This window comes from Xanthomonas sp. LMG 12461 (assembly GCF_009192935.1).
GTDB lineage: Bacteria > Pseudomonadota > Gammaproteobacteria > Xanthomonadales > Xanthomonadaceae > Xanthomonas_A > Xanthomonas_A sontii.
The window spans coordinates 45,692-68,103 of sequence record NZ_NQYT01000003.1 but is presented as its reverse complement, the minus strand read 5'-3'; the positions used below and the strand labels follow the sequence as shown (position 1 = coordinate 68,103).

The 22,412-nt window shown below is 69.7% G+C and carries 20 protein-coding genes; 3 read left to right on the top strand and 17 right to left on the bottom strand.

Translation table 11 applies throughout. The features are described from left to right. Positions 1-1,027 precede the first annotated feature (1,027 nt). The 10 genes from CEK68_RS01295 to CEK68_RS01250 form a co-directional block, all read right to left on the bottom strand. Positions 1,028-1,819, bottom strand: a complete 792-nt coding sequence (locus CEK68_RS01295; RefSeq protein WP_152238291.1) for an anti-sigma factor — start codon at positions 1,817-1,819, stop codon at positions 1,028-1,030. Further along, positions 1,816-2,373 carry a sigma-70 family RNA polymerase sigma factor gene (locus tag CEK68_RS01290; protein ID WP_152238290.1) on the bottom strand — a complete coding sequence of 186 codons (558 nt, stop codon included), beginning with the start codon at positions 2,371-2,373 and terminating at the stop codon, positions 1,816-1,818. Before CEK68_RS01290 ends, CEK68_RS01295 begins: the two co-directional genes overlap by 4 nt. A 58-nt stretch (positions 2,374-2,431) precedes the next feature. After that, positions 2,432-2,803: a hypothetical protein gene (locus tag CEK68_RS01285; protein WP_017910216.1), complete on the bottom strand. Its 372-nt coding sequence runs from the start codon at positions 2,801-2,803 to the stop codon at positions 2,432-2,434. An 88-nt stretch (positions 2,804-2,891) separates the two neighbouring features. Continuing rightward, positions 2,892-3,680, bottom strand: a complete 789-nt coding sequence (locus tag CEK68_RS01280) for a hypothetical protein (protein ID WP_152238289.1) — start codon at positions 3,678-3,680, stop codon at positions 2,892-2,894. A gap of 91 nt (positions 3,681-3,771) precedes the next feature. After that, entirely contained in the window at positions 3,772-4,236 is a 465-nt protein-coding gene (gene rnfB, locus CEK68_RS01275) for an Rnf electron transport complex subunit RnfB (protein WP_081613384.1), read from the bottom strand. Between the two features lie 76 nt (positions 4,237-4,312). Then, positions 4,313-4,903, bottom strand: coding sequence for an HAD family hydrolase (locus tag CEK68_RS01270; protein WP_152238288.1), 591 nt, complete (start codon positions 4,901-4,903; stop codon positions 4,313-4,315). Between the two features lie 102 nt (positions 4,904-5,005). Then, positions 5,006-7,162, bottom strand: a complete 2,157-nt coding sequence (gene metG / locus CEK68_RS01265; RefSeq protein WP_152238287.1) for a methionine--tRNA ligase — start codon at positions 7,160-7,162, stop codon at positions 5,006-5,008. Between the two features lie 207 nt (positions 7,163-7,369). After that, positions 7,370-7,822 (bottom strand): DUF2147 domain-containing protein, encoded by a 453-nt coding sequence (locus CEK68_RS01260; RefSeq protein ID WP_152238286.1) that lies wholly within the window; start codon positions 7,820-7,822, stop codon positions 7,370-7,372. A 126-nt stretch (positions 7,823-7,948) separates the two neighbouring features. Beyond that, a complete protein-coding gene (locus CEK68_RS01255; RefSeq protein WP_226977724.1) occupies positions 7,949-8,338 on the bottom strand; it encodes a VOC family protein in 390 nt (129 codons plus the stop codon). 2 nt (positions 8,339-8,340) lie between these two features. Next, complete coding sequence (locus tag CEK68_RS01250; protein ID WP_226977723.1) at positions 8,341-8,829, bottom strand: VOC family protein; 489 nt, start codon at positions 8,827-8,829, stop codon at positions 8,341-8,343. Between CEK68_RS01250 and mmuM the strand changes: the two genes are divergently transcribed. Next, entirely contained in the window at positions 8,828-9,766 is a 939-nt protein-coding gene (mmuM, locus tag CEK68_RS01245) for a homocysteine S-methyltransferase (RefSeq protein WP_152238284.1), read from the top strand. The genes CEK68_RS01250 and mmuM overlap by 2 nt on opposite strands. Before the next feature lie 347 nt (positions 9,767-10,113). On the opposite strand, the gene CEK68_RS01240 is transcribed toward mmuM, so the two are convergent. The 7 genes from CEK68_RS01240 to trxA form a co-directional block, all read right to left on the bottom strand. Next, entirely contained in the window at positions 10,114-11,991 is a 1,878-nt protein-coding gene (locus CEK68_RS01240) for a DUF885 family protein (protein ID WP_150410298.1), read from the bottom strand. A gap of 199 nt (positions 11,992-12,190) precedes the next feature. Next, entirely contained in the window at positions 12,191-12,973 is a 783-nt protein-coding gene (locus CEK68_RS01235; RefSeq protein WP_193314071.1) for a queuosine precursor transporter, read from the bottom strand. Beyond that, positions 12,970-13,647 carry a DUF502 domain-containing protein gene (locus CEK68_RS01230; RefSeq protein ID WP_017910205.1) on the bottom strand — a complete coding sequence of 226 codons (678 nt, stop codon included), beginning with the start codon at positions 13,645-13,647 and terminating at the stop codon, positions 12,970-12,972. Before CEK68_RS01230 ends, CEK68_RS01235 begins: the two co-directional genes overlap by 4 nt. Before the next feature lie 214 nt (positions 13,648-13,861). Continuing rightward, positions 13,862-14,311, bottom strand: a complete 450-nt coding sequence (locus CEK68_RS01225) for a DUF4442 domain-containing protein (protein ID WP_152238282.1) — start codon at positions 14,309-14,311, stop codon at positions 13,862-13,864. Next, a complete protein-coding gene (locus CEK68_RS01220) occupies positions 14,308-15,978 on the bottom strand; it encodes a CHASE2 domain-containing protein (RefSeq protein WP_152238281.1) in 1,671 nt (556 codons plus the stop codon). Before CEK68_RS01220 ends, CEK68_RS01225 begins: the two co-directional genes overlap by 4 nt. Next, positions 15,975-17,651: a FecR domain-containing protein gene (locus tag CEK68_RS01215; RefSeq protein WP_226977722.1), complete on the bottom strand. Its 1,677-nt coding sequence runs from the start codon at positions 17,649-17,651 to the stop codon at positions 15,975-15,977. The genes CEK68_RS01220 and CEK68_RS01215 overlap by 4 nt, the downstream gene beginning before the upstream one ends. 160 nt (positions 17,652-17,811) lie before the next feature. Next, positions 17,812-18,672: a co-chaperone YbbN gene (gene trxA, locus CEK68_RS01210; RefSeq protein ID WP_343193837.1), complete on the bottom strand. Its 861-nt coding sequence runs from the start codon at positions 18,670-18,672 to the stop codon at positions 17,812-17,814. A 154-nt stretch (positions 18,673-18,826) separates the two neighbouring features. On the opposite strand from trxA, the gene CEK68_RS01205 reads away from it, so the two are divergent. Beyond that, positions 18,827-19,450 carry a DUF998 domain-containing protein gene (locus CEK68_RS01205; protein ID WP_152238279.1) on the top strand — a complete coding sequence of 208 codons (624 nt, stop codon included), beginning with the start codon at positions 18,827-18,829 and terminating at the stop codon, positions 19,448-19,450. A gap of 221 nt (positions 19,451-19,671) precedes the next feature. Further along, a complete protein-coding gene (gene leuS / locus CEK68_RS01200; RefSeq protein ID WP_152238278.1) occupies positions 19,672-22,314 on the top strand; it encodes a leucine--tRNA ligase in 2,643 nt (880 codons plus the stop codon). Positions 22,315-22,412: the final 98 nt, after the last annotated feature.

Below are 22,412 nucleotides of genomic sequence, written 5' to 3'. Positions count from 1 at the left end.
ACGTGGTGCACTGCCCCTCTCCCATCGGGAGAGGGGTTGGGGTGAGGGTACGGAGCGAAGCCCTCGCGCATCCAACTTGCGCTAGCGGACGCTGTACGAGGCTTCGCCCGTACCCTCATCCGCCCCTTCGGGGCACCTTCTCCCGACGGGAGAAGGGGATCCGTGGTCTTGGTGGGAGAAGGGTTGTCTACTGAGCCAATTGCAGCGAGCTAAGGCGTTATTGCCCCTCTCCCGGCGGGAGAGGGGTTGGGGTGAGGGTACGGAGCGAAGCCCTCGCGCATCCAACTTGCGCTAGCGGACGCTGTACGAGGCTTCGCCCGGACCCTCATCCGCCCCTTCGGGGCACCTTCTCCCGACGGGAGAAGGGGATCCATGGTCTCGGTGGGAGAAGGGTTGTCTACTGAGCCAGCTGCAGCGAGCTAAGGCGTTATTGCCCCTCTCCCATCGGGAGAGGGCTTGGGGTGAGGGTACGGAGCGAAGCCCTCGCGCATCCAACTTGCGCTAGCGGACGCTGTACGAGGCTTCGCCCGTACCCTCATCCGCCCCTTCGGGGCACCTTCTCCCGATGGGAGAAGGGGATCCGTGGTCTTGGTGGGAGAAGGGTTGTCTACTGAGCCAACTGCAGCGAGCTAAAGCGTTATTGCCACTCTCCCATCGGGAGAGGGGTTGGGGTGAGGGTACGGAGCGAAGCCCTCGCGTATCCAAGTTGCGCTAGCGGACGCTGCATCAGGCTTCGCCCGTACCCTCATCCGCTCCTTCGGGGCACCTTCTCCCGACGGGAGAAGGGAGTCCGTGGTCTTGGTGGGAGAAGGGTTGTCTACTGAGCCAGCTGCAGCGAGCTAAGGCGTTATTGCCCCTCTCCCATCGGGAGAGGGGCTGGGGTGAGGGTACGAAGCGAAGCCCTCGCGTATCCAACTTGCGCTAGCGGACGCTGTACGAGGCTTCGCCCGGACCCTCATCCGCCCCTTCGGGGCACCTTCTCCCGACGGGAGAAGGGGATCCATGGTCCCGATGGAAGAAGGGTTGTCTACGGCGCCAGCTGCAGTGTGCTGATGCCGCCCTTGGCCACGACCGGGCCGGTGGCGACGCCGCCGGGCGCGCCGCCGGGCGGTTCCATGGTCACCGCCAGCACCGCGCCGTCGCTGAGCATGGGCATCAGCGCATCGGGGATGCGCGCCACGCGCGCCTTGGCCTCGTCGAACACACCCATCGAGCGCGCCTTGCCGTCGGCCGGGATCAGCCACAGTTCCGGCACGCGGCCGGCGTCGCGGGCGCCGGCCAGCGGGGTGAGGGTGATGCTGCGCTTGTCGGCGTCCATCAGCGCCACGTAGCCGGGCTTGCCGTCGTCCTGCATCAGCGTGGAGGTCATCGCGATGCCGCTGGGCTTGGGCGTGGTGGTAGTGGCGACCGGCGGGGGCTGCGCGACCGGCGGCGGCACCGGCGCACGCGCCAGCAGCAGCGCCAGCAGGCAGGCCGTGGCGGTGGCGAAGCCGCCGGCGCTGAGCCAGCGCCAGGTCCGCACACTGTCCCAGAACCCGGGTGCGGCGGGGCGCGGGCGCGGCGCCGGCGCATCCAGGCCCAGCGAGGCGCGGATGCGCACCCACACGCGCTCGGGCACCGCCACCGGGGCGATCTCGTCGGCCAGCGGCATCAGGTGTTGCTGCCATTGCAGCACGGCCGCGGCGAATTCGCGGTCGCTGTCGATGCGTGCTTCGGCGGCGCGGCGCTCCTGCGCGTCGAGCACGCCGAGCACGTACTCGCCGGCCAGCACGTCGCGCGGCGGCGGGGTTTCCTGTGGATCGGGCACGGAGGCGTTCATCGTTCCAGGCACGCTTTCAGTTTGGCCAGACCACGGCGGATCCAGCTCTTGACCGTGCCCAACGGCGTGCCGCTGCGCTGGGCCAGTTCCTCGTAGGTGATGCCTTCGAAGAACGCGGTGCGGATCAACTCGCCGCGCGGCGACTCCAGTTCGCCCATGCACACGTCCAGGCGCCGCCCGGCCACCCGCCACTCGGTGTCGGCGAGCGGATCGCGGCCTTCGTCCTGCAGTTCGCCGGCGTCGTCCAGCGCCACCGACTGCCGCGCCGGTGCGCGTGCACGCAGATGGTCGATGGCCTTGTTGCGGGCGATCATGGTCAGCCAGGTCAGGCCGCGCGCGCGCTGCGGGTCGAATTGCGCCGCCTTGCGCCAGACGGAGGAAAACACTTCCTGCAGCACGTCCTCGGCTTCGCCGCGCTGCGGCACGATGCGCAGGCACACGCCGAACAGGCGCGAGGAGGTGGTGCGGTACAGGCGTTCGAACGCGGCGCTGTCGCCGGTGGCGGTGGCCACCAGCAATTGTCCTGCTTCGTCGTGATCGGGCGACTCGGTCATGCCGGGAGACGGTGGCGAAGGTCGGCGCGATGCTACAGGCTTTCGCCGCGCCCGTCGCTCAGGCGCGCTGGCGCCGCCACAATACGCACGCGGTGAGCAGCAGGACGATCTCGAACGCGGCCAGGCCGGTCGTGGTCGGGCCGACCGGCCACAGCCGCAGCAGGCTGGCGCTGCGGTAGAGCACGATGGGCACGTAGAACGCCAGCGCCAGGAGCAGGCCGGTGCGCAACTGCCCGGTGCGGGCGAAGTAGCCGAACAGGAAGGCCATGCCCAATTGCAGGCCGCCGTAGATGACCAGGTATTCGGACTGGCCGGAGCGGTCCAGGCCGACGTAGCCCACCGCCGCGGCGGTCTGTGCCGGCAGCAGCGTGCACCAGACGGCCAGGAGCGCGTACAGCGCGGCGTTGAACCACAGGTAGGCCTTGGCCATGAGGTGTCCTCGTCGATGCGCGGGCGATGCGCAGGCATGGTTGTAGCGGGTGCGGCGATGGCCGGCGTGAATGCGCTGGCGGCGCGGCTCAGCGCGCGCTGCATTGCGCGACCAGCGGTTGCTGCAGCGCCTGCTCCCAGGCGCCGGCATCGGCCTGGCCGCGCAGGCGTTCGGGGAATTCGATGCGCACGCTCGGGTAGCGGCCGCGCGCGTCGCGGATGTTGCCGACGCCGCGGAACTCGCGCAGGCGCCGATCCTGGCGCGTGTAGGCGACGCTGAGGTCGGGCAGCAGCGTGCCGTACCAGGCGGCCAGGCTCAGGGTGTAGCGCTGCACCTCGGCATCGGCAGGGCCAGGGGTGATACGGAAGTCGAGCGTGCGCAGTTCGCTGGGCAGCACGAAGGCGATGCGCTGCGGTCCGCCGCTGCCCAGGCTGTCCCAGCGCTGGCGCAGGTAGGCGTCGAAACCCGCGTCGATCACCTGCGCCTCGGTGCTCTTGGGCAACGGCGCACGGCGTTCGGCCTGACCCTTGGCCTGACTGAACATCTCGCGCCCGCTGCCGCTGCGGCGCACGCCCTCGCGGTAGCCGCTGCGCGCATCGACCAGTTCGAAGTCCGGCGCGGCGCTGCCATCGTCCACGCGCTTGCGCGCGAACGCGGCGCCGTCGGTGCACTGGTACAGCACCAGGCGCGCGCCATCCTCGCGGACCCAGTGGCTTTCGCGGTACAGCACCTGTTTGCCGTCGGCGGCATAGGCGATGCCCTCGTAGTGCAGCATCGCCCGCGCAGGCGCGGCGGCGACCAGGGCGGCGGCGCCGAGGGCCAGGGCCAGCGGCAGGTGCGCTCGGAGGAGCGGGAAGGCGGCGGTCGACGTCGGCATGCACGGCGCTCCGGTGGGATGACACCAGGACATACGCGGCGGGTGCCGATCCGGATGCGCCCGCCGTGGGGCTCGCGCTGCAGCGGCTGTCTCAGCGCAGGACGATGCAGTCCACCGGACAGGCCGGCAGGCACAGCGCGCAGCCGGTGCACAAGGGCGCCAGCACCGTGTGCATGTGCTTGGCGCCGCCGACGATGGCGTCCACCGGGCAGGCCTGGATGCACTTGGTGCAGCCGATGCAGTCGGCTTCCACCACCCATGCCACCTGCGGCGGCGTGTGGGTGCCGCGGCTGCGGTCGTAGGGCAGGGCGGGAACGCCGAGCACCCGCGCCAGGGCGCGCGCGCCGGCGTCGCCGCCGGGCGGGCAGCGGTCCACCTGCGCCGTGCCGGCGGCCATCGCTTCGGCATAGGGACGACAGCCGTCGAACCCGCACTGGCCGCATTGGGTCTGCGGCAGCAGGCGATCGAGACGTTCGAGCAGGGGGGCGTGGGCGGGCGTCATGGCGGAGGCGGCGCGCGGCAGCGCCGCGGGGACTACAGAGCGAAGAAGATGCATCGGCGTGGTCAGCCTGCACAGTGTAACGCGGTGCCCATGTTCGCCCGACGGCGCCGCATCGGGCAGTGTCGTCGGCTCAGGCGATCCGGCGCCCGCAGTACCAGCGCTCGTGCGCCAGTGCCAGCATCGGCCGGTCCTCGCGACTGTCGCCGTACGCATGGATGCGCCGATAGGCGTTCAGGTCGTACTGCATGCGGATCAGGGCGGCCTTGCGGGGGCCGCAGTCGCCGTGGCGATAGCGGCCGGTCAGGCGCCCATCCTGCACTTCCAGATGGTTGCAGATCAGGTCCAGCCCATGTTGCGTGCACCAGGGCCGCAGATACAGATCCAGCGAAGCGGAGACCAGCACCACGCTGTGCCCCTGGGCCTGGTGCCAGGCGATCCGCTGCATCATGTCCGGTCGCAGCAGCGGCGGCAGCGCCTGCTGCGCATAGTGCTCGGCCTCGCGGGCGATCTCGTCTGCATCGCGGCCGGCGAACACCAGCCGGGTGACCCGCGTGCGCAACGTCGCCGCCGACACCAGGCCCAGCCGATAGCCGGCCAGCCACGGCCCGACCGCCCAGCGCGCCCGCGCCTGCTGCGCCGGCGTGGCCACACGGCGCAGGAATCCCGAATAGGTATCGGCGGTGGTGACCGTGTGGTCGAAGTCGAAGAGGGCCAAGTCCATGGGAATGGGGAATGGGGAAACGGGAATCGTAAAAGCGGGTCTGGCGGCGGGCTGCAGCTCTGCGATTCCCGATTCCCGATTCCCGATTCTCCTTTTCCGGCCTTACCGCACCGGCATGCCCGGCTGCGCGCCGCTGTCGGCGTCGAGCAGGGCCAGGGCGCCGCCGTCGAAGCCGGCCGACAGGATCATGCCTTCGCTGAGGCCGAAGCGCATCTTGCGCGGGGCCAGGTTGGCGATGAACACCACGCTGCGGCCGACCAGCTTCTCCGGCTCGCCGTAGCTGCCGCGGATGCCGGAGAAGATCTGCCGCTTGCCCAGCTCGCCGGCGTCCAGTTCGAAGCGCAGCAGCTTGTCCGAGCCTTCGACGAACTCGCAGGCCAGCACCTTGCCGATGCGCAGGTCGAGCTTGGCGAAGTCGTCGATGCCGATGTGGCCGGGATTGGGGATTGGGGATTGGGGATTGGTGGCGGCCTTCGCTTCCTGCTTGGCGGGGGGCGCGGCAGTTGGAGTGGGGGCGAGGGTGTCCTTGGAGGCGTCGGTCATGGCGTCGAGCAGCTTGGGGTCGATACGGGTGAACAGGGGGGCGTAGGTTCCGATCTGGATTTCTTGGAAGCGCGGATAATCGCCAATTCTTGCGAACGGTAATTCCTCTTCCCCAATGTTGAGGAAGCGGAGAGCTAGCTTCGTCGTGTTGGGCAGAATTGGCTGAAGGGCAATGGTGATGTCCCTGAACATCGTCAGGGCCGAATACAACACAATGCGCAGCTCTTCTGAACGGTTTTGGTCTTTAGCAAGGTTCCAAGGGGCGGCTCTGGCAACAAACTCGTTTGCAGCGTCTGCAGCGGCCATCAACTCCCGGCAGACACGTCCGAAGTCGTTGCGTTCGTAATGCTGCGTTGCATTTTTTGCTTGGTTCGAGACCGCAACAAATGTGGCAATCGCATCCGTTTCGATATCGGTTGGCTCGGATTTGGCTTGCCAGTCAGGGCCGGATGCTGAGACAACCTGCTTGATTCGGTCCTGTTGCAGCGAGGATGTCGTGAGTCGTCCATGGAATGCCTTGCTGGCGATACCCGCGCAGCGGCTGGCCAGGTTGACGAACTTGCCGACCAGGTCCGCGTTGACCCGCGCCACGAAGTCGCCCAGGTTCAGGTCGAGATCGTCGACGCCGCCGGAGGACTTGGCCGCGAAGTAGTAGCGCAGCGCTTCCGGCTCCAGGCCCACGTCCAGGTAGGTGCGGGCCATCACGAAGGTGCCGCGCGACTTGGACATCTTGGCGCCGTCGACGGTCAGGTAGCCGTTGACGTGCAGCCGGGTCGGCGCGCGGTGCCCGGTGCCGTGCAGCACCGCCGGCCAGAACAGGCCGTGGAAGTTGACGATGTCCTTGCCGATGAAGTGGTGCAGTTCGGTGGCGGTGCCGGCGGCCAGGTGCGGCTCGAACGCTTCGCCCAGGCTCGCGCACAGGGTCTGGAAGCTGCTCAGGTAGCCGATCGGCGCGTCCAGCCACACGTAGAAATACTTGCCCGGCTGGCCGGGAATCTGGAAGCCGAAGTACGGCGCATCGCGGGAGATGTCCCAGGCGCGCAGGCCGCCTTCGCTGTCCAGCCATTCCATCAGCTTGGCCTTGACCCCGGGCAGGGCCACGTCGCCGGCCAGCCACTGCCGCAGGAAGCCGTCGAAGCGGCCGACCTCGAAGAAGAAGTGCTCCGAATCGCGCAGCTCCGGCGTGGCGCCGGAGATCACCGACTTGGGCTCCTTCAGCTCGGTCGGGGAATAGGTGGCGCCGCAGACCTCGCAGTTGTCGCCGTACTGGTCGGCGCTGCCGCAGTTCGGGCAGATGCCCTTGATGTAGCGGTCGGGCAGGAACATGCCCTTGGCCGGGTCGTAGAACTGCGCCACCGAGCGCCGCGCGATGTGGCCGCCGGCGTCGAGCTTGGCGTAGAACGCCTCGGTCAGGGCGCGGTTGGCGTCCGAGTTGGTCGAGTCGTAATGGTCGAAGGCCACACCGAACGCGGCGAAATCGCGCTCGTGGCTGGCCTGGATGGCGGCGATGAAGCTCTCCGGGGTGACCCCGGCCTTCTCGGCGGCAAGCATGATCGGCGTGCCGTGGGTGTCGTCGGCGCACACGAACCAGGTGCGGTCGCCGCGCAGCCGCCGCGCGCGCACCCAGATGTCGGCCTGGATATAGCCGACCAGATGCCCCAGATGCAGCGGTCCGTTGGCATAGGGCAGGGCGGTGGTGACGAGAGCGGTGGTCATGGCGGCCAGCGTTTCTGGGGGCCGGGGATTATTGCATGGAGCTGGGAATGGGGAATCGGGAATGGGGAATCGCAAGAGCGCCGCCCGCGAGCTGATGGCCACGAAAAAGGCGCCTTTGCAGGCGCCTTGTCGGAGTGGGGTGGGATCAGGCCGGCAGATGCCGCTTTTAACGATTCCCGATTCTCCACTCCCGATTCCCGGCTTCCGTCACTCCCTGATCCAGGTCTGCGTCCGCCCCAGCGCCTCGATGCCGATGTAGCCGCGCATCTGCAGCTTCTTGCCGCCGTCGGTCAGGGTGATCTTGGCCTTGTAGGTCTTGCCCTTGGCCGGGTCCAGCACCGAGCCGCCGTCCCACACCGCGGTGCCGTCGGGCTTGAGACCCCACAGGATGGTCATGCCCTTGATCGGCTTGCCCTTGCGCTCGCCGTCGCACTTGTCGCACATCGGGTTGGGGCCGTGGTTGGACTGCAGGATCTCGACCACCTTGCCGCTCAGTGTGCCGTTGGCGGCCTGTTCGATCTGCACGATCGACTTGGGCTTGCCGGTTTCGTCGTCGATGGTCTGCCAGCGGCCGACCGGCGAGGTGTCGGCGGCGTGCGCCATGAATGCCGCCGCGCTCAGCGGCAGGGCCAGCATCAGGGTCTTGAAGGTCGTGCGCATGTTCCCCTCCCGAGGGATGTCCGGTGCGGCCGGCGCGATGCCGGCCTGATCCGACTGTATACCCAAGCGTATGGTGCTGGGAATCCGCACTGCGGCATGCGGTTCAGCGTGGCCGGCGGTGGGCGTTCAGCCGCTTTCGTACAGTTCCAGCGGCAGGTCGTCGGGATCGGCGAAGAAGGTGAAGCGGCGGCCGGTGTACTCGTCCACACGGATCGGTTCGACCTCCACGCCGTGCGCCTGCAGGTGCGCGACGGCGGCGTCCAGGTCGCGCACGCGCAGCGCCAGGTGGCGCAGCCCACAGGCTTCCGGGCGGCTCGGTCGCGGCGGTGGCGCGGGGAACGAGAACAGTTCGAGCTGGCTGCCGTCGGGCAGGGCCAGGTCCAGCTTCCAGGAGTCGCGGGTTTCGCGATACACCTCGGCGATCACCGGCAGGCCGAGGAGGCGGCAATAGAAGTCCTTGGAGCGCGCGTAGTCGGAGGCGATGATCGCCACGTGGTGCAGGCCATCGAGGGTCAGGCTCATCGGCACAGCGTCTGTCCGAATTGCAGCAGATGGCCGTCCGCATCGTGGATCGCGAACTCGCGCATGCCGTAGTCGAAGTCTTGCAACGGATAGACGATGCGCCCATGCGGATGCAGCCGCTGCCACCAGGCATCGACCTCGTCGGTGCGGAAGTACAGCGAGCAGGCGACATCGGAGACGGTTGCATCGTCCTCCGACAGTCGCGTGGCCAGCATCAGTGCCAGCGGGCCGTGCCGCAGCGACACCCAGCCCGCCGCCACCGTGCCGCTGTCGAGGCGAAACGCCAGCGTTTCGGTGTAGAACGCCAATGCCCTGGTCAGGTTGGCACAGCGCAGCATCGGTGTCAGCGTAGTGAAGGTCATGCGCTGAGTCGGGGCGAGCGAAACGGGGCAATCCATGGGAGAAGCATAGCGCAGCGGTGCGGCCGCACCGGTGCGCGTGCCGTCTGCGACACTGCGCATTCCATCGCTGCGAGGCCGTGCCATGCCGCACAACCCGCTTGCCGCGCTGCTGGCCGAGGACCGGTGCCTGGTGCTCGACGGCGCGCTGGCCACCGAACTGGAGCGTCGCGGCTGCGATCTGCGCGATCCGCTGTGGTCGGCGAAGATCCTGCTGGAACAACCGGACCTGATCCGCGAGGTGCACCAGGACTATTTCGCCGCCGGTGCGCAGTGCGCGATCACCGCCAGCTACCAGGCCACGCCGCAGGGGTATGCCGCACGCGGGATCGACCTCGTGCAAGCGCATCGCTTGATCGCACGCAGCGTCGAACTGGCGCAGCAGGCACGGCAGGCGCATCTCGCGCGGCATCCGCAGGCGGATGCCTTGCTGGTCGCCGGCTCGGTCGGTCCGTATGGCGCCTACTTGGCCGACGGGTCCGAATACCGTGGCGACTACACGTTGCCGCAGGCGGCATTGCGGGACTTCCACCGCCCGCGCATCGCCGCGTTGATGGAAGCCGGCGTGGATCTGCTGGCCTGCGAGACGCAGCCGTCATTGGCGGAAATGGTGGCATTGCTGCAGGTGCTGGAGGAGTTTCCTGGGGTTGTCGCCTGGTTCGCCTGCACCCTGCGCGATGCCACGCATCTCAGCGACGGCACGCCGTTGCGCGAGGTGGTGGCGTTGCTCGACGGCCATCCGCAGGTGGTCGCGCTCGGCGTCAACTGCGTCGCGCCGTCGCTGGCCACTGCGGCGTTGCGTCATCTGGCGACGCTGACGCGGTTGCCGCTGGTGGTGTATCCGAACGCGGGCGAGCGCTACGACGCCGAGCGCAAATGCTGGCAGGCCGACAGCGCCGATGCCGGCGCCCTGGTCGACCACCTCGCCGCCTGGCGTGCGGCCGGCGCCCGCCTGATCGGCGGCTGCTGCCGCACCACCCCGCAGGACATCGCGCAGCTGGCGCGGCGTCTGGCATCGTCTTAGAGAGGGCGGGTCGCCTTGCACGCGACGGCGCGATGCCTTCGCCGTCGGTTTTCAGTGGGTGTCGGCGCTGATCGATCGCCTTGGCCGTTTGTGGGAGGGACTTCAGTCCCGACGCCCTTCACTACAACGCGTCGGGACTGAAGTCCCTCCCACAATGGGTTCGTGCGCGCTCATGTCCTGGTGGAACTGGCGTGCTATCTGCCTCCGTGCGGCGGCTGCTTTCCCGTAGGGGCGGCTTCAGCCGCGACCGGGCTTCACCAGCACGGCCCCATTGCGGCTGAAGCCGCTCCTGCGACGATCCCGCGACGCCTCAGGTCGCATGTTCCGCGGGAGGAGCGGCTTCCCGCTCACCCCTTCTTCTTGCTCGCCACCCAGCGCTCGATCTTTTCCTGCAGCACGTTCAGCGGTACCGAGCCATCCTTCAGCACTTCGGCGTGGAACTCGCGGATATCGAACTTGTCGCCGAGTTGCGCGCGCGCGTAGTCGCGCAGTTGCATGATCTTCATCTCGCCGATCTTGTAGGACAGCGCCTGGCCGGGGATGGCCATGTAGCGCTCGGCCTCGGCTTCGGCGTCGGTGCGGCTGGTGGCCGAGTTCTGCAGCATGTAGTCGATCACCTGCTCGCGGGTCCAGCCCTTGCTGTGCAGGCCGGTGTCCACCACCAGGCGGATCGCGCGCCACAGCTCGTTCTGCAGGTAGCCGAAATAGTTGTAGGGATCCTGGTACAGGCCCAGGTCCTTGCCCAGCGATTCGGCGTACAGACCCCAGCCTTCGATGAAGGCGGTCTCGCCGCCGAAGCGGCGGAACTTGGGCAGGTTGGTCAGCTCCTGCTGCAGGCCGAGCTGGAAGTGGTGGCCGGGAATGGCCTCGTGCAGGTACAGGTCTTCCGCATCCCAGGTTTTGCGGCTGGGCAGGTCGTAGGTGTTGACGTAGAAGATGCCGGGGCGGCCGTCCTCGCTGGGACGCATGTACGAGCCGCTGGCGGCCGACTGCGCGCGGTACGGCTCCACCGGGCGGATCTCGAACGCGGCCTTGGGCTTGAGCGAGAACATGCGCGGCACCGCCGCGTCGACCCGGCCTTCCAGGCCGCGGTAGTAGCTCAGCAGCTCGTCCTCGCTCTTGAAGGTGAAGCGCTTGTCGGTCTGCATGAACTTGAAGAACTTCTGCATCGAGCCGCGGAAGCGCACCTGCTTCATCACCGCCTGGATCTGGCCCTGGATGCGCGCCACCTCGTCCAGGCCGATCTGGTGGATCTGGGCGGGGGTCAGGTCGGTGGTGGTGCTCTGGCGCACGTTCCAGGCGTACCAGGCATCGCCGCCGGGCAGGGCGCCGATGCCGGCGGTATTGCGCGTGGCCGGCAGATATTCGGTGGCGATGAAGCCGCGCAGCGCGCGGTAGGCCGGCATGATCCGGTACTCGATCATGCGCTTGTATTCGGCGGTGATGCGCTGCTTCTCGGCCTCCGGAATGTCCGCCGGCAGGTTGCGCACCGGGCCCCAGAACAGGCTCTCCTCGGCGGTGGGCTTGATGATCGCATCGAGCTGCGGCAGCACCTTCTCCATCAACGCGCGCGGCTGCACCACGCCGGCCTTCATGCCTTCGCGCATGTTGGCGATGGCCTGGTCGAACAGCGCCGGGATGCCGAGCGCGCGCCGCGACCAGTTGTCGTAATCCTTGACCGTGCGGAACGGCTGCGCGCCGGTGCCGGAGCCGAGCATCACCATGATGCTGCCGACGTTGTAGAACTGGTTCACCGGCTGCATCCAGCTCGGGTACTTCTCCGCCTCCAGCGCGTTGCGCGCGTCGCCGACGAAGATCTCGTAGCTGAGCAGGTCCTGGCCGCTGAGGCCGTCCTTGCCGATCGCCTCGGCCTTGCCCAGCCACTCCACGGTGAAGTCGTGCGACTGCTGGCGGAACGCAGCCGAGAGGAAGTTCGGCAACTGGTCGTTGTAGCGGCTGTCGCCCTGGAAGGTCGCCTGCAGCGGATTGAGCTTGAGCGAGGCTTCCCAGTAGTCGTCGTACAGCCGGTTCAGCTGTTGCGCCTTGGTCAGCACCACCGGGGCCGGCGCCGGCCGCGCCTTGCGGGCCTTGCTCGCCTTGGCGCGGGTCTGCGCGGTGGTCTGCTTGGTGGTCTTCTTCTTGGCCGCGTCCGCCGGGGCCGCCAGCGACAGGCTCAGGGCGGTGGCGATGGCCAGGGACAGCAGGCGGGAAAAGCGGGGCGGCATTGCGGGCTCCAACGACAAGCGAGCGGGGAGCTTGCCCGATCCGCACCGCCGAGGCCACCCATGGCCGCTGCCTGCGGGCGCCCACCGCCCTGTCGCGGGCGGGCGCCGTGTCGCGACGGGCCAGGCGGCAGCGGCCTCTGCGGCGCTGCACGATGGCCGCGCGCAAGCGCGTGCGGTGCGCTCGCGCGTGTGCCGGCGTTCAGTCGGCGGCGGCTTCCTCGCGCAATTGTTCGGCGCGTTCGGGGGGCAGATAGTCGGTGATCAGCCGCCGCATCAGGTACAGCAGCGGGATCAGCAGCACCGCCAGCAGCATCTTGCAGATGTAGTTCAGCGTGCTCACCGCCAGGAACAGCTGCATCGACCAGTGCTGCGGGCCGAGCACGAAGGCGATGTAGATCACCACGAAGCTGTCGATCAGCTGCGAGACCGCGGTGGAGCCGGTGGCGCGCAGCCACACGTGCTTCTCCCCGGTCACGTTGCGGATGCGGTGGAACACCGCCACGTCGATCAGCTGGCCGGCCATGAATGCGACCAGCGAGCCGGCGATGGTCCACATGCCCTGGCCGAACACCGCGGCGAACGCGGCCTGGTAGTCGGGCACGCCCTGGTGTTGCGCCGCGGTGACCCAGAAGCCGGCTGGGGCCAGCGCGATCGCGGCGAAGGCGAACAGGAAGCCGTAGCCGATCAGCCCCACCGCCAGCCAGGAGATGAAGCGCACGCCGCGGCGGCCGAAGAACTCGTTGATGGTGTCGGTGAGGATGAACACCAGCGGCCACAGCAGGGTACCGGCGGTGAAGTTCATCGAGCCCGTCTGCCCGAACAGGTTCCAGTTCAGCGGCGCGATGCCCAGGGTGTCTTCCAGGGCGAAGATCTTGACCCCGATGAACTCGGCCAGCGCGGCGTTGACGCAGAAGAACGCCGCCAGGGCGATGAACAGCCGGACCGCGCGATCGTCGAGCGTGCCGCGGCGCATCGGCGTCAGCGGTCCACGGTGCGGGTGAAGGGCACGCTCTCCGGCGACACCGCGCCGCCGGAGATGATGAAGCTCATGGCCTGGTCCACGCTCCAGTCGGTGGGCGTGAGCAGTTCCACCGGCACGATTTCCAGGTAGCCGGAGGTCGGGTTGGGCGTGGTCGGCACGTACACCGCGGCCAGCTCGCGGCCGGTGCCGTGTTCCTTGATCACCCGCGTGACCAGGCCCACCGACTTCATGTCCCGGTGCGGGAAGTCGATCAGCACCACGCGCTGGGTGCTGCCGGGCTGGGTCTGCAGGATGTCCACCAGCTTGCGCACGCTGTCGTAGACCACGCTGGCCAGCGGGATGCGGCGCATCACGGCCTCGAACCAGCGCAGCAGGCGCTGGCCGATCATGCGCCGGCTGAGGATGCCGACCAGCAGGATCACCGCCAGGGTGGCGATCAGGGCGATGGTGTTCTGCACCCATTGCGCGGTGGCCCAGCCCAGCTCGCGCGGGAACGAGGCGGCGATGCGCACCGACAGCGGCACCACCCAGGGGCTGCTGATGCCCGAGAGCAGCACGAACACGAACTTGACCACCACCCAGGTCAGCCAGATCGGCAACAGGGTCAGCAGGCCGGTGAAGAACAGCCGTTGCAGGGACGGGCGGGGGGCGGGAGCGGAGAGATCGGGCGACATCCGCGTAGTGTAGCGGCGCGTGATGGCCGTTGGTGCGGCGCCGCATGGTCTCGTGGCGCGGCCGTGCAGCTGCGATTGGGCCGGGGCCCGCCCATGCGGCCCGCCTCGCGACGCCGCGCACGCTGACGTCGCGGTCGGTATCGCATGCGATGTGTACCCGCCTGCGTGCGCAGAGGCGGCGCCGGCCTTGGCGAACCCGCGGGCGGCAGGCGCGCTAACGCGGCGGCTTGCGCTTGACGTACAGCTGCTTGCGCGTCCGCGCCACCACCTCGCCCTGGGCGTCGACGACGTCGGTCTCGAACCAGCGCAGATGCTTGTCGCCGCTGGCGGTGGCCGCGCGCAGTTCGTCCAGCAGCGCCTGGTCCAGATCGAACCGCGCGCTGACCGTGCCGCGCCCCGGGCGCACGAACTCGATGCTGCCGGCCTTGTCCCAGACGTAGTAGTCGCGCCCCAGGTTCTGCATGGTCAGCAGCATCCAGAACGGATCGGTCATGGCGAACAGGCTGCCGCCGAAATGGGTGCCCACGTAGTTGCGGTTCCACGGACGCATGCGCAGTTCGACGCGGGCGTGGCGGTAGTCCGCGCTCAGTTCGGTCACATGGATGCCGGCGCACAGGAACGGCGGCCACAGGTTCAGGCCCAGGCGGAACAGCGATGGCTTCATTGCGCGGCAGTGGGTGGATCGGAGTGCGGCAGGTTACCAGACGCATGCGTATGGTGTGCTGGTGTCGCGTCGCTGAGCGCGTAGCCGTCGCGTCCGTCGCGCTTGACCCGGTACAGCGCCGCGTCGGCGGATTCGAAGAACGCGCGCTCCGACGTGAGCGCTGTCGCGGTGGCGCTGTGCACGCCCAGGCTGGCGGTGATGGCGACGCTGCCGTTCGGCGCGCGCAGCGACAGCCCGCGGATCTCCTCGACCAGCGCCGCGGCGATGCGGCTGGCATCGGCGGCATCGGTGGCGGGCAGGATCATGGCGAACTCGTCGCCGCCAAAGCGCGCGGCGACCTCGCGCGGATGTCGCGCATGCCGCGCCACCGCGGCGGCCACCAGCTTCAGCGCGCGGTCGCCGGTGCGATGGCCCAGGGTGTCGTTGTAGCGCTTGAAATGATCCACATCGACGATGATCAGCGTCAGCGGCCGGCCGCTGCGCCGCGCCTCGTCCAGCGCTTGGGCGAACGCCTGTTCGAAGCCGTGGCGGTTCACCAGACCGGTCAGAGCGTCGCGATGCGCCTGGCGGCGCCAGCGTGCCGCGTGCAGGCAGAACTGACCGGCGGCGACGATGGCCAGGGCGAGCAGGGCCGCTCCTGGCGCGAACCAGCGGCTGCCGAGCAGCAGCCACAGCAGGCTGCCGCCGGCGACCACCGCCATGCTCGCCAGCGGCACCAGCCAGCGCCGTCGGCGCCCACCGGCGCACTGCGTGCCCAGGCAGGCCAGCAGCACCAGCAGCGTGGACCCGGCCACCTGGGCAGTGCGCGACGACGGCAGGATCGGGTCGCCGCGCAACAGCATCGCCGCGACGTTGGCCTGGTATTCGGGCGCGCTCATCCAGCGCGCATCGGACATCGGCGTCATCACCCGCTGCCCCAGACCGGTGGCGGTGACGCCGACGATCGCCAGGCGTCCGCGCAGCGACTGCAGCGGAATCCGGCCCTGCACGACGTCGACGTAGGACACCTGCGCGAACGCTGCCGACGGCGCGGCGAAACGCAGGCCGACGTAGTCCGCGCGATGCCAGGCATAGGGTGCGTCGGTGGTGGCCGGCGCCGGCGGCAGCGCGCGGCCGGTGAGGGCCGCGGCCAGTGCCGGCCAGTGCGCACTGCCGAGCCCGGCGCGCAGGTAGACGCCGCGCGCGATGCCGTCGGCATCGACGGCGAGGTCGGTGTGCGCCAGCGCCGCCGCGGCGGTGGCGATGGCGGGGATCGGCAGCAGCTCCTGCGGCATGTCCGCACCGCTGGCGCTGCCGATCACCGGCAGCACGGTGCGGCCATTGCGCCGCAGCGCCGCGGCCAGGCGCGCATCGTCGTCGGCGTGTTGCAGGTCGGGTTCGCTGAACAGCAGATCCAGCGCCACCCGCTCGGTGCCCGCTGCGCTGAGCCGGTCGAGCAGGCGCGCGTGCAGGTCGCGTCGCCATGGCCACTGGCCCAGTGCCTGCAGGCTGCGGTCGTCGATGGCGATCAGCAGCATGCGCGGATCGGCCGGACGCGGCGCCTGCGCGATTGCCGCGTCGTACAGCGCGTTGTCCAGTCGCCCGGTGACATCGCCCAGGCTCAGTGCCGCGGCCAGTGCGGCTGCGACGAGCGCCACCAGCACGTGTCGCAGCAGCGTGGCGTTCACAACGCCAGCCACAGCAGCAGCGCGCCGCCGGCCGTGCCGAGCTTGCAGTAGCGGCAGGGCAGGTCCAGCGTCTGCGGCGTCGAGAACGGCGCGGCCTCGCCGTCGGCGTCCAGGGTCTGGATACGCACGTACCAGGTGCCGCGGCGCGGCCGCGGCAGCGCGACCTGCGGCTGGGTCACGGTGCGTTCGAGCAGGCCGCGGCGGAACGCGGGATCGCGCGCCAGCTGCACCCGGTAATGGTGCGCGTCCGGATCCGGCTGCCAGCGCAGGGTCAGCGTGCTGCGCTCGGCCTGCGCCGGCGCCAGGCCGGGATCGACCGGCGTATCGCTGAGATGCAGCGTCAGCGCCTGCCCGAACGGGCCTTGCCGGCCTTGCGCATCGCGCGAGGCGAGGCGCCAGAAGTAGGTGCCGGGCGGCAGGGGCTGCGGCGCGCGCAGATGGGTCGCGTCGGTCTGCTGCTCCAGCAGCAGGTCCTGGAACTGCGCATCGCGCGCCACTTGCAGCACGCTGCTGGTCGCCTCCGGGTTGCGGGTCCAGACGAAGCGCGGCCGCGCGATGCGCAGTTGCTGCTCGTGCAGCGGCTGCACGGTCAGCGGCGGCAGCGGCGTGGCCGAGACCTGCAGCGGCTGCTCGGCGTCCTCGCCTTCCACGCCGGTGGCGGTGACGCCACGCAGCAGCAGCCGCAGGTCGCCGGCCGGCAGCGCGTCCAGCGCCAGTGCGGTGGCCTCGGTTTCCTGGGCGAAGCGCAGCACCTCGCGTTGCTGCGCGTCCACCGCCTCGAGGCGGTAGTGGCTGGCGCCGGCCAGCGGCGCCCAGGCGAGCAGGTAGGGCGGACGCTGCAGGCGACTGTGCGCCAGGTCCAGGATCGGCGCCGGCAGCAGCGCTTCCTGCCGCGGCGCCGACCCGGTGGCGACCCGCGCCGCCTCGCCTGGCTGCAGCAGGCGCTGGCCGCCCTGGCCGGCGACGCGCACCGCGCCCTGCAGCACCTCGGTGCTGGCGAACGCGCTGTCGCTGCCGGTGCCGACCCGGAAGCGGGTGCCGCGCACGCTGCTGGTGCTGGACGGGGTCTGGATGATGTAGCGCGAGGCGGGGCCGGTGGCGGGGATGACGTCGTTGCTGGTGCGACCCTTCTCCAGCCGCACCCGCGTATCGACCATGCCGGTGGCGCCGTAGCGGACGAGCTGGTCGAAGCGCACCAGGCTGTTCTCACGCACCTGCATGCGCGAGCCGTCGGCGAACTGCACGGTCGCGCTGGCATCGGCACCGGTCTGCAGGGCGCTGCCGATCGGCAGCGGCATGCCTTGCTGCGCCGAGAGCGTCGCCTTGTCGGCGGTCTGCACGCTGATCTGTCCACGCAGGGCGACCAGCCGCGCCGGCGCCGGTTGCACGCGCAGCCAGGCGATCGGAAACCGCAGGCGCGATCCCGGCACCAGCCGCTGCGGATCGGCGACCTGGTTGTGCTGGCCCAACCGCGCCCAGTCCATGCCCGGGCGCAGATACAGCCGGCCGAGATCCCAGAGCGTATCGCCGGGGCGCACCCGGTAGTGCCAGTCCTGCGCCATCGCAGTGGGGGCGAGCAGCAGGCCAATCCAGCACAGCAGGCCGACCAGTCTGCGTGCGCCTGCCCACGAGGTGCGGGTGGGCGAGGCCATGCGGCGATCGAACTGGTTCACGGCATACATCCGGCAAAAGACCAGGCCGGCGCTGCCTGCGGGGCTGCAGGCGGCGTTCGTCCCTGATCGCGGCATCCTGGGGTCAGGCCGGGTCGCGTCCGTCCGTCCGTCGCAGCGGCTGGAGACGCCGTAGTCAGCCGCTGGACCTGAGATTGTAATCTCAGAACAACAGGGCGGACATCTTCCGACGGTACTGCCCGACCAGATCCTCGTCCTCGATCACCCGGAACGCATCGATCAGCGCCTTCTTCGGCAGGCCGTCCTCGAACGTGCGGTCCTGGCGCAGCATCTCCAGGAACTGTTCCAGCGCAGCCGCGTCGTCGCCGCCGACAAGGTGGCGCACGCCCAGCAGGTAGCGCGCCTTGAGATCGGCCGGATCCTGCGCCAGCGTGGCCTGCAGGGTCTCCAGCGGCGGGGCGGCCTGCAGCGCGCCGACGAAGCCCAGTCGCGCCCGTGCCCGCACCGCGCGCTCGTCGGTGGCGAGATTGGCCGGCAGTGCGTCGATCAGGGTCTCGGCCTCGGCGGCGGCGCCGACCTTGACCAGGGCCAGGGCCAGATCCAGCTTCAGTTCGTCCTTGTCCGGCTCGGCCGCCACCGCCTCGCGCAGGCGCTGTACCTCGGCCTGCGGATCCAGCGGCGCCGCCGGCACGTCCTCGGCCGGTTCCTGCGCCGCCAGCGGCGCGATCCCGTGCTGGGTCAGGAACTCGCGCAACTGGCCCTCCGGCAGGGCGCCGGGGAAGCCGTCGACCAGTTGCCCGCCCTTGACCAGGAATACCGTCGGCACCGAGCGGATCTGGAACGCCGCCGCGATCTGCTGCTCCTTGTCCACGTCGACCTTGGCCAGCACGAAGCCGCCGTTGTACTCGGCCGCCAGCTTTTCCAGGATCGGGCTCAGGGTCTTGCACGGGCCGCACCAGGGCGCCCAGAAGTCCACCAGCACCGGGGTCTGCAGCGAGCGCTGCAGCACGTCGGCTTCGAAGGTCTCGGTCTTGGCGTCGAAAACGTGGGGCGTGTCGGACATGGGCAGTGTCATCGCAGGCGAGAGGACGCTCTGTATGGAGGCGTCGCGGCGCCGATGCAAGGGCGGCGGCGCCACGCCGCGCGTGCCGGCCGCGGCCGCAGCGGCGACAATGCCCGGCTGGAGGCGCCATGCCGGCGCGAAAGGACGGGAACGGATGGGCGAGGTGAGCGAACGGGTGCTGCGCTGGATCGGGCCGCTGCTGGCGGTGGCCGCGGTGGCGGCGATGCTGGGCTTCGGCGCGGTGCTGCCCGGCTATCTGCCGTGGTCGCATCCGCTGGCCCTGCTCGGCGCGCGCGGCATCCCGCACGCCTGGGCGTTCAACCTGTTGGCATTCGTGTTGCCCGGGGGCCTGGCGATGGCGCTGGCGCTGCGGCTGCTGCGCCGCGCCGGCCTCCACGCGCCCTGGTCGTTGCGCGTTGGTGGGCAGTTGCTGCTGTTGGCCGGCCTAGCTTTCGCCGGCATGGGCCTGCTGCCGCTGGATCCGACCGACCTGGACGCGCGCGCGACCCAGTTGCATGCCAGCGCGTGGTTGCTGTGGGTGGTGGCCCTGGTGGCGGCCGCGGCCCTGCTGGGGCTGGGCGCGCGCCGCGATCCGACCGCGCGCGGCTGGGCCGCGCTGGCGTTGGCGATTGCGCTGCTGGTGACGCTGGGCGCGTTCGCGCTGGATCGGCTGCTGTCGCCGGCGCTGGCGCAGCGGCTGGTGTTCCTGCTGTGGTGGGGCTGGCTGGCGTTGCTGGCCTGGTGGCCGGGGCCAACGAGGGTCCCGCACCGCGGCTGACCCGGTCGGGCTTGCGCAGTCGGCCTTCGAGGCGGGCTGCCGCAGGACCGACGCCGGCGTGCGGCCCGGCGTCGCCAATCGCGTTGCAGCCGCGGTTCCGGCGCCTGCCAGGCGCCGCCGCGGCGTCCCGCGCCGCTGCCGCCCGTCGCCGGGATTGGAGCGGCTTGCCGCGCTACGGTACCCTTGGCCGCTTTGTTGCCGCCTGGCCCTTGCCCGTTTCCATGTCCGCCGTCGAGCCCACCGCCTACGACCCGCAGCAGGTCGAATCCTCCGCCCAGCAGTTCTGGGACGCCACCCGCGCCTTCGAGGTCGACGAGACCTCCGACAAGCCCAAGTTCTACTGCCTGTCGATGCTGCCGTACCCATCCGGGGCGCTGCACATGGGCCACGTGCGCAACTACACCATCGGCGACGTGATCAGCCGCTACCAGCGCATGATCGGCAAGAACGTGCTGCAGCCGATGGGCTGGGACGCGTTCGGCCTGCCGGCCGAGAACGCGGCGATCAAAAACAAGACCGCGCCGGCGAAGTGGACCTACGCCAACATCGACCACATGCGCAGCCAGCTCAAGTCGCTGGGCTACGCCATCGACTGGTCGCGCGAGTTCGCCACCTGCCGGCCGGAGTACTACGTACACGAGCAGCGCATGTTCACCCGGCTGATGCGCAAGGGCCTGGCCTACCGCCGCAACGCGGTGGTGAACTGGGACCCGATCGACCAGACCGTGCTGGCCAACGAGCAGGTCATCGACGGCCGCGGCTGGCGCTCCGGCGCGCTGGTGGAAAAGCGCGAGATCCCGCAGTGGTTCCTGCGCATCACCGACTACGCGCAGGAACTGCTGGACGGCCTGGACCAGTTGCCGGGCTGGCCGGAGTCGGTCAAGACCATGCAGCGCAACTGGATCGGCCGCTCCGAGGGCCTGGAGATCCAGTTCGACGTGCGCGACGCCGACGGCAGCGCGCTGGACCCGCTGCGCGTGTTCACCACGCGCCCGGACACGCTGATGGGCGTGACCTTCGTGTCCATCGCCAGCGAGCATCCGCTGGCGTTGCACGCGGCCAAGTCCAATCCCGAGCTGGCCGCGCTGCTGGCCGAGCTGAAGCAGGGCGGCGTCTCCGAGGCCGAACTGGAAACCCAGGAAAAGCGCGGCATGGCCACCGGCCTGACCGCGGTGCACCCGATCAGCGGCGAGCAGGTGCCGGTGTGGGTCGCCAACTTCGTGCTGATGGGCTACGGCACCGGCGCGGTGATGGCGGTGCCCGGCCACGACCAGCGCGATTTCGAATTCGCCAGCAAGTACGCCCTGCCGATCCGCCAGGTGATCGCGCTGAAGGCGCCGAAGAACGACGACGAGCGCAGCTACGACCCGAGCCGCTGGCAGGACTGGTACGGCGACAAGACCCGCGAACTGGAACTGGTCAATTCCGCCGAGTTCGACGGGCTGGACTTCCAGGGCGCGTTCGAGGCGCTGGCCGAGCGCTTCGAGCGCAAGGGCCAGGGCCAGCGCCGGGTCAACTATCGCCTGCGCGACTGGGGCGTCAGCCGCCAGCGCTACTGGGGCTGCCCGATCCCGGTGATCTATTGCCAGAGCTGTGGCGCGGTGCCGGTGCCGGAAGACCAACTGCCGGTGCTGCTGCCGGAGAACGTCGCCCTGAGCGGCACCGGCTCGCCGCTGAAGACCGACCCGGAATGGCGCAAGACCACCTGCCCGCAGTGCGGCGCGGCGGCCGAGCGCGAGACCGACACCTTCGACACCTTCATGGAGTCGAGCTGGTACTACGCGCGCTACACCTCGCCCGGCGCCAAGGACATGGTCGACAAGCGCGGCAACTACTGGCTGCCGGTGGACCAGTACATCGGCGGCATCGAGCACGCGATCCTGCACCTGATGTACTTCCGCTTCTTCCACAAGCTGCTGCGCGACGCGCGCCTGGTGGACAGCGACGAGCCGGCGACCAACCTGCTGACCCAGGGCATGGTGATCGCCGAGACCTTCTACCGGCAGAACCCGGACGGTTCCAAGGACTGGATCAACCCGGCCGACGTGGACGTGCAGCGCGACGACAAGGCGCGGGTGATCGGCGCGGTGCACCGCGGCGACGGCCAGCCGGTGCTGATCGGCGGCACCGAGAAGATGTCCAAGTCCAAGAACAACGGCGTGGATCCGCAGGCGATGGTCGGCAAGTACGGCGCCGACACGGTGCGCCTGTTCTCGATGTTCGCCGCGCCGCCGGAGCAGTCGCTGGAGTGGAACGAGGCCGGCGTGGACGGCATGGCGCGGTTCCTGCGCCGGCTGTGGGCGCAGGTGCACAAGCATGTCGCCGACGGCGCCGCGCCGGCGCTGGATCCGGCCGCGCTGAATGCCGAGCACAAGGCGCTGCGGCGCAAGACCCACGAGACCATCGGCAAGGTCGCCGACGACTACGGCCGCCGCCACAGCTTCAACACCGCCATCGCCGCGGTGATGGAACTGACCAACGCGCTGGCCAAGTTCGACGACGCCGGCGATCAGGGCCGCGCGGTGCGCCAGGAAGCGCTGGAAGCGGCGGTGCTGCTGCTCAACCCCATCACCCCGCACGCCAGCCACGCGCTGTGGCAGGCGCTGGGCCATCCGGCGACGCTGTTGGAGGACGTGCCGTTCCCGCAGCCGGACCCGGCCGCGCTGGTACGCGACGCGGTGACCCTGGCGGTGCAGGTCAACGGCAAGCTGCGCGGCACCATCGAGGTCGGCGCCGACACCCCGCGCGAGCAGATCGAGGCGCTGGCCCAGGCCGAGCCGAATGCGGCCAAGTTCCTGGAAGGGCTGAGCATCCGCAAGATCATCATCGTCCCCGGCAAGATCGTGAACCTGGTGGCGGCGTGAGCCGGCGCGCCGCTGCGGCCGCGTCGCGGCCGTGCGGCGCGGCAGGTCTCAACCCGCGTTCACGCGGCGTACGGCAGGCTAGCCGCCTGTTGCCGCGC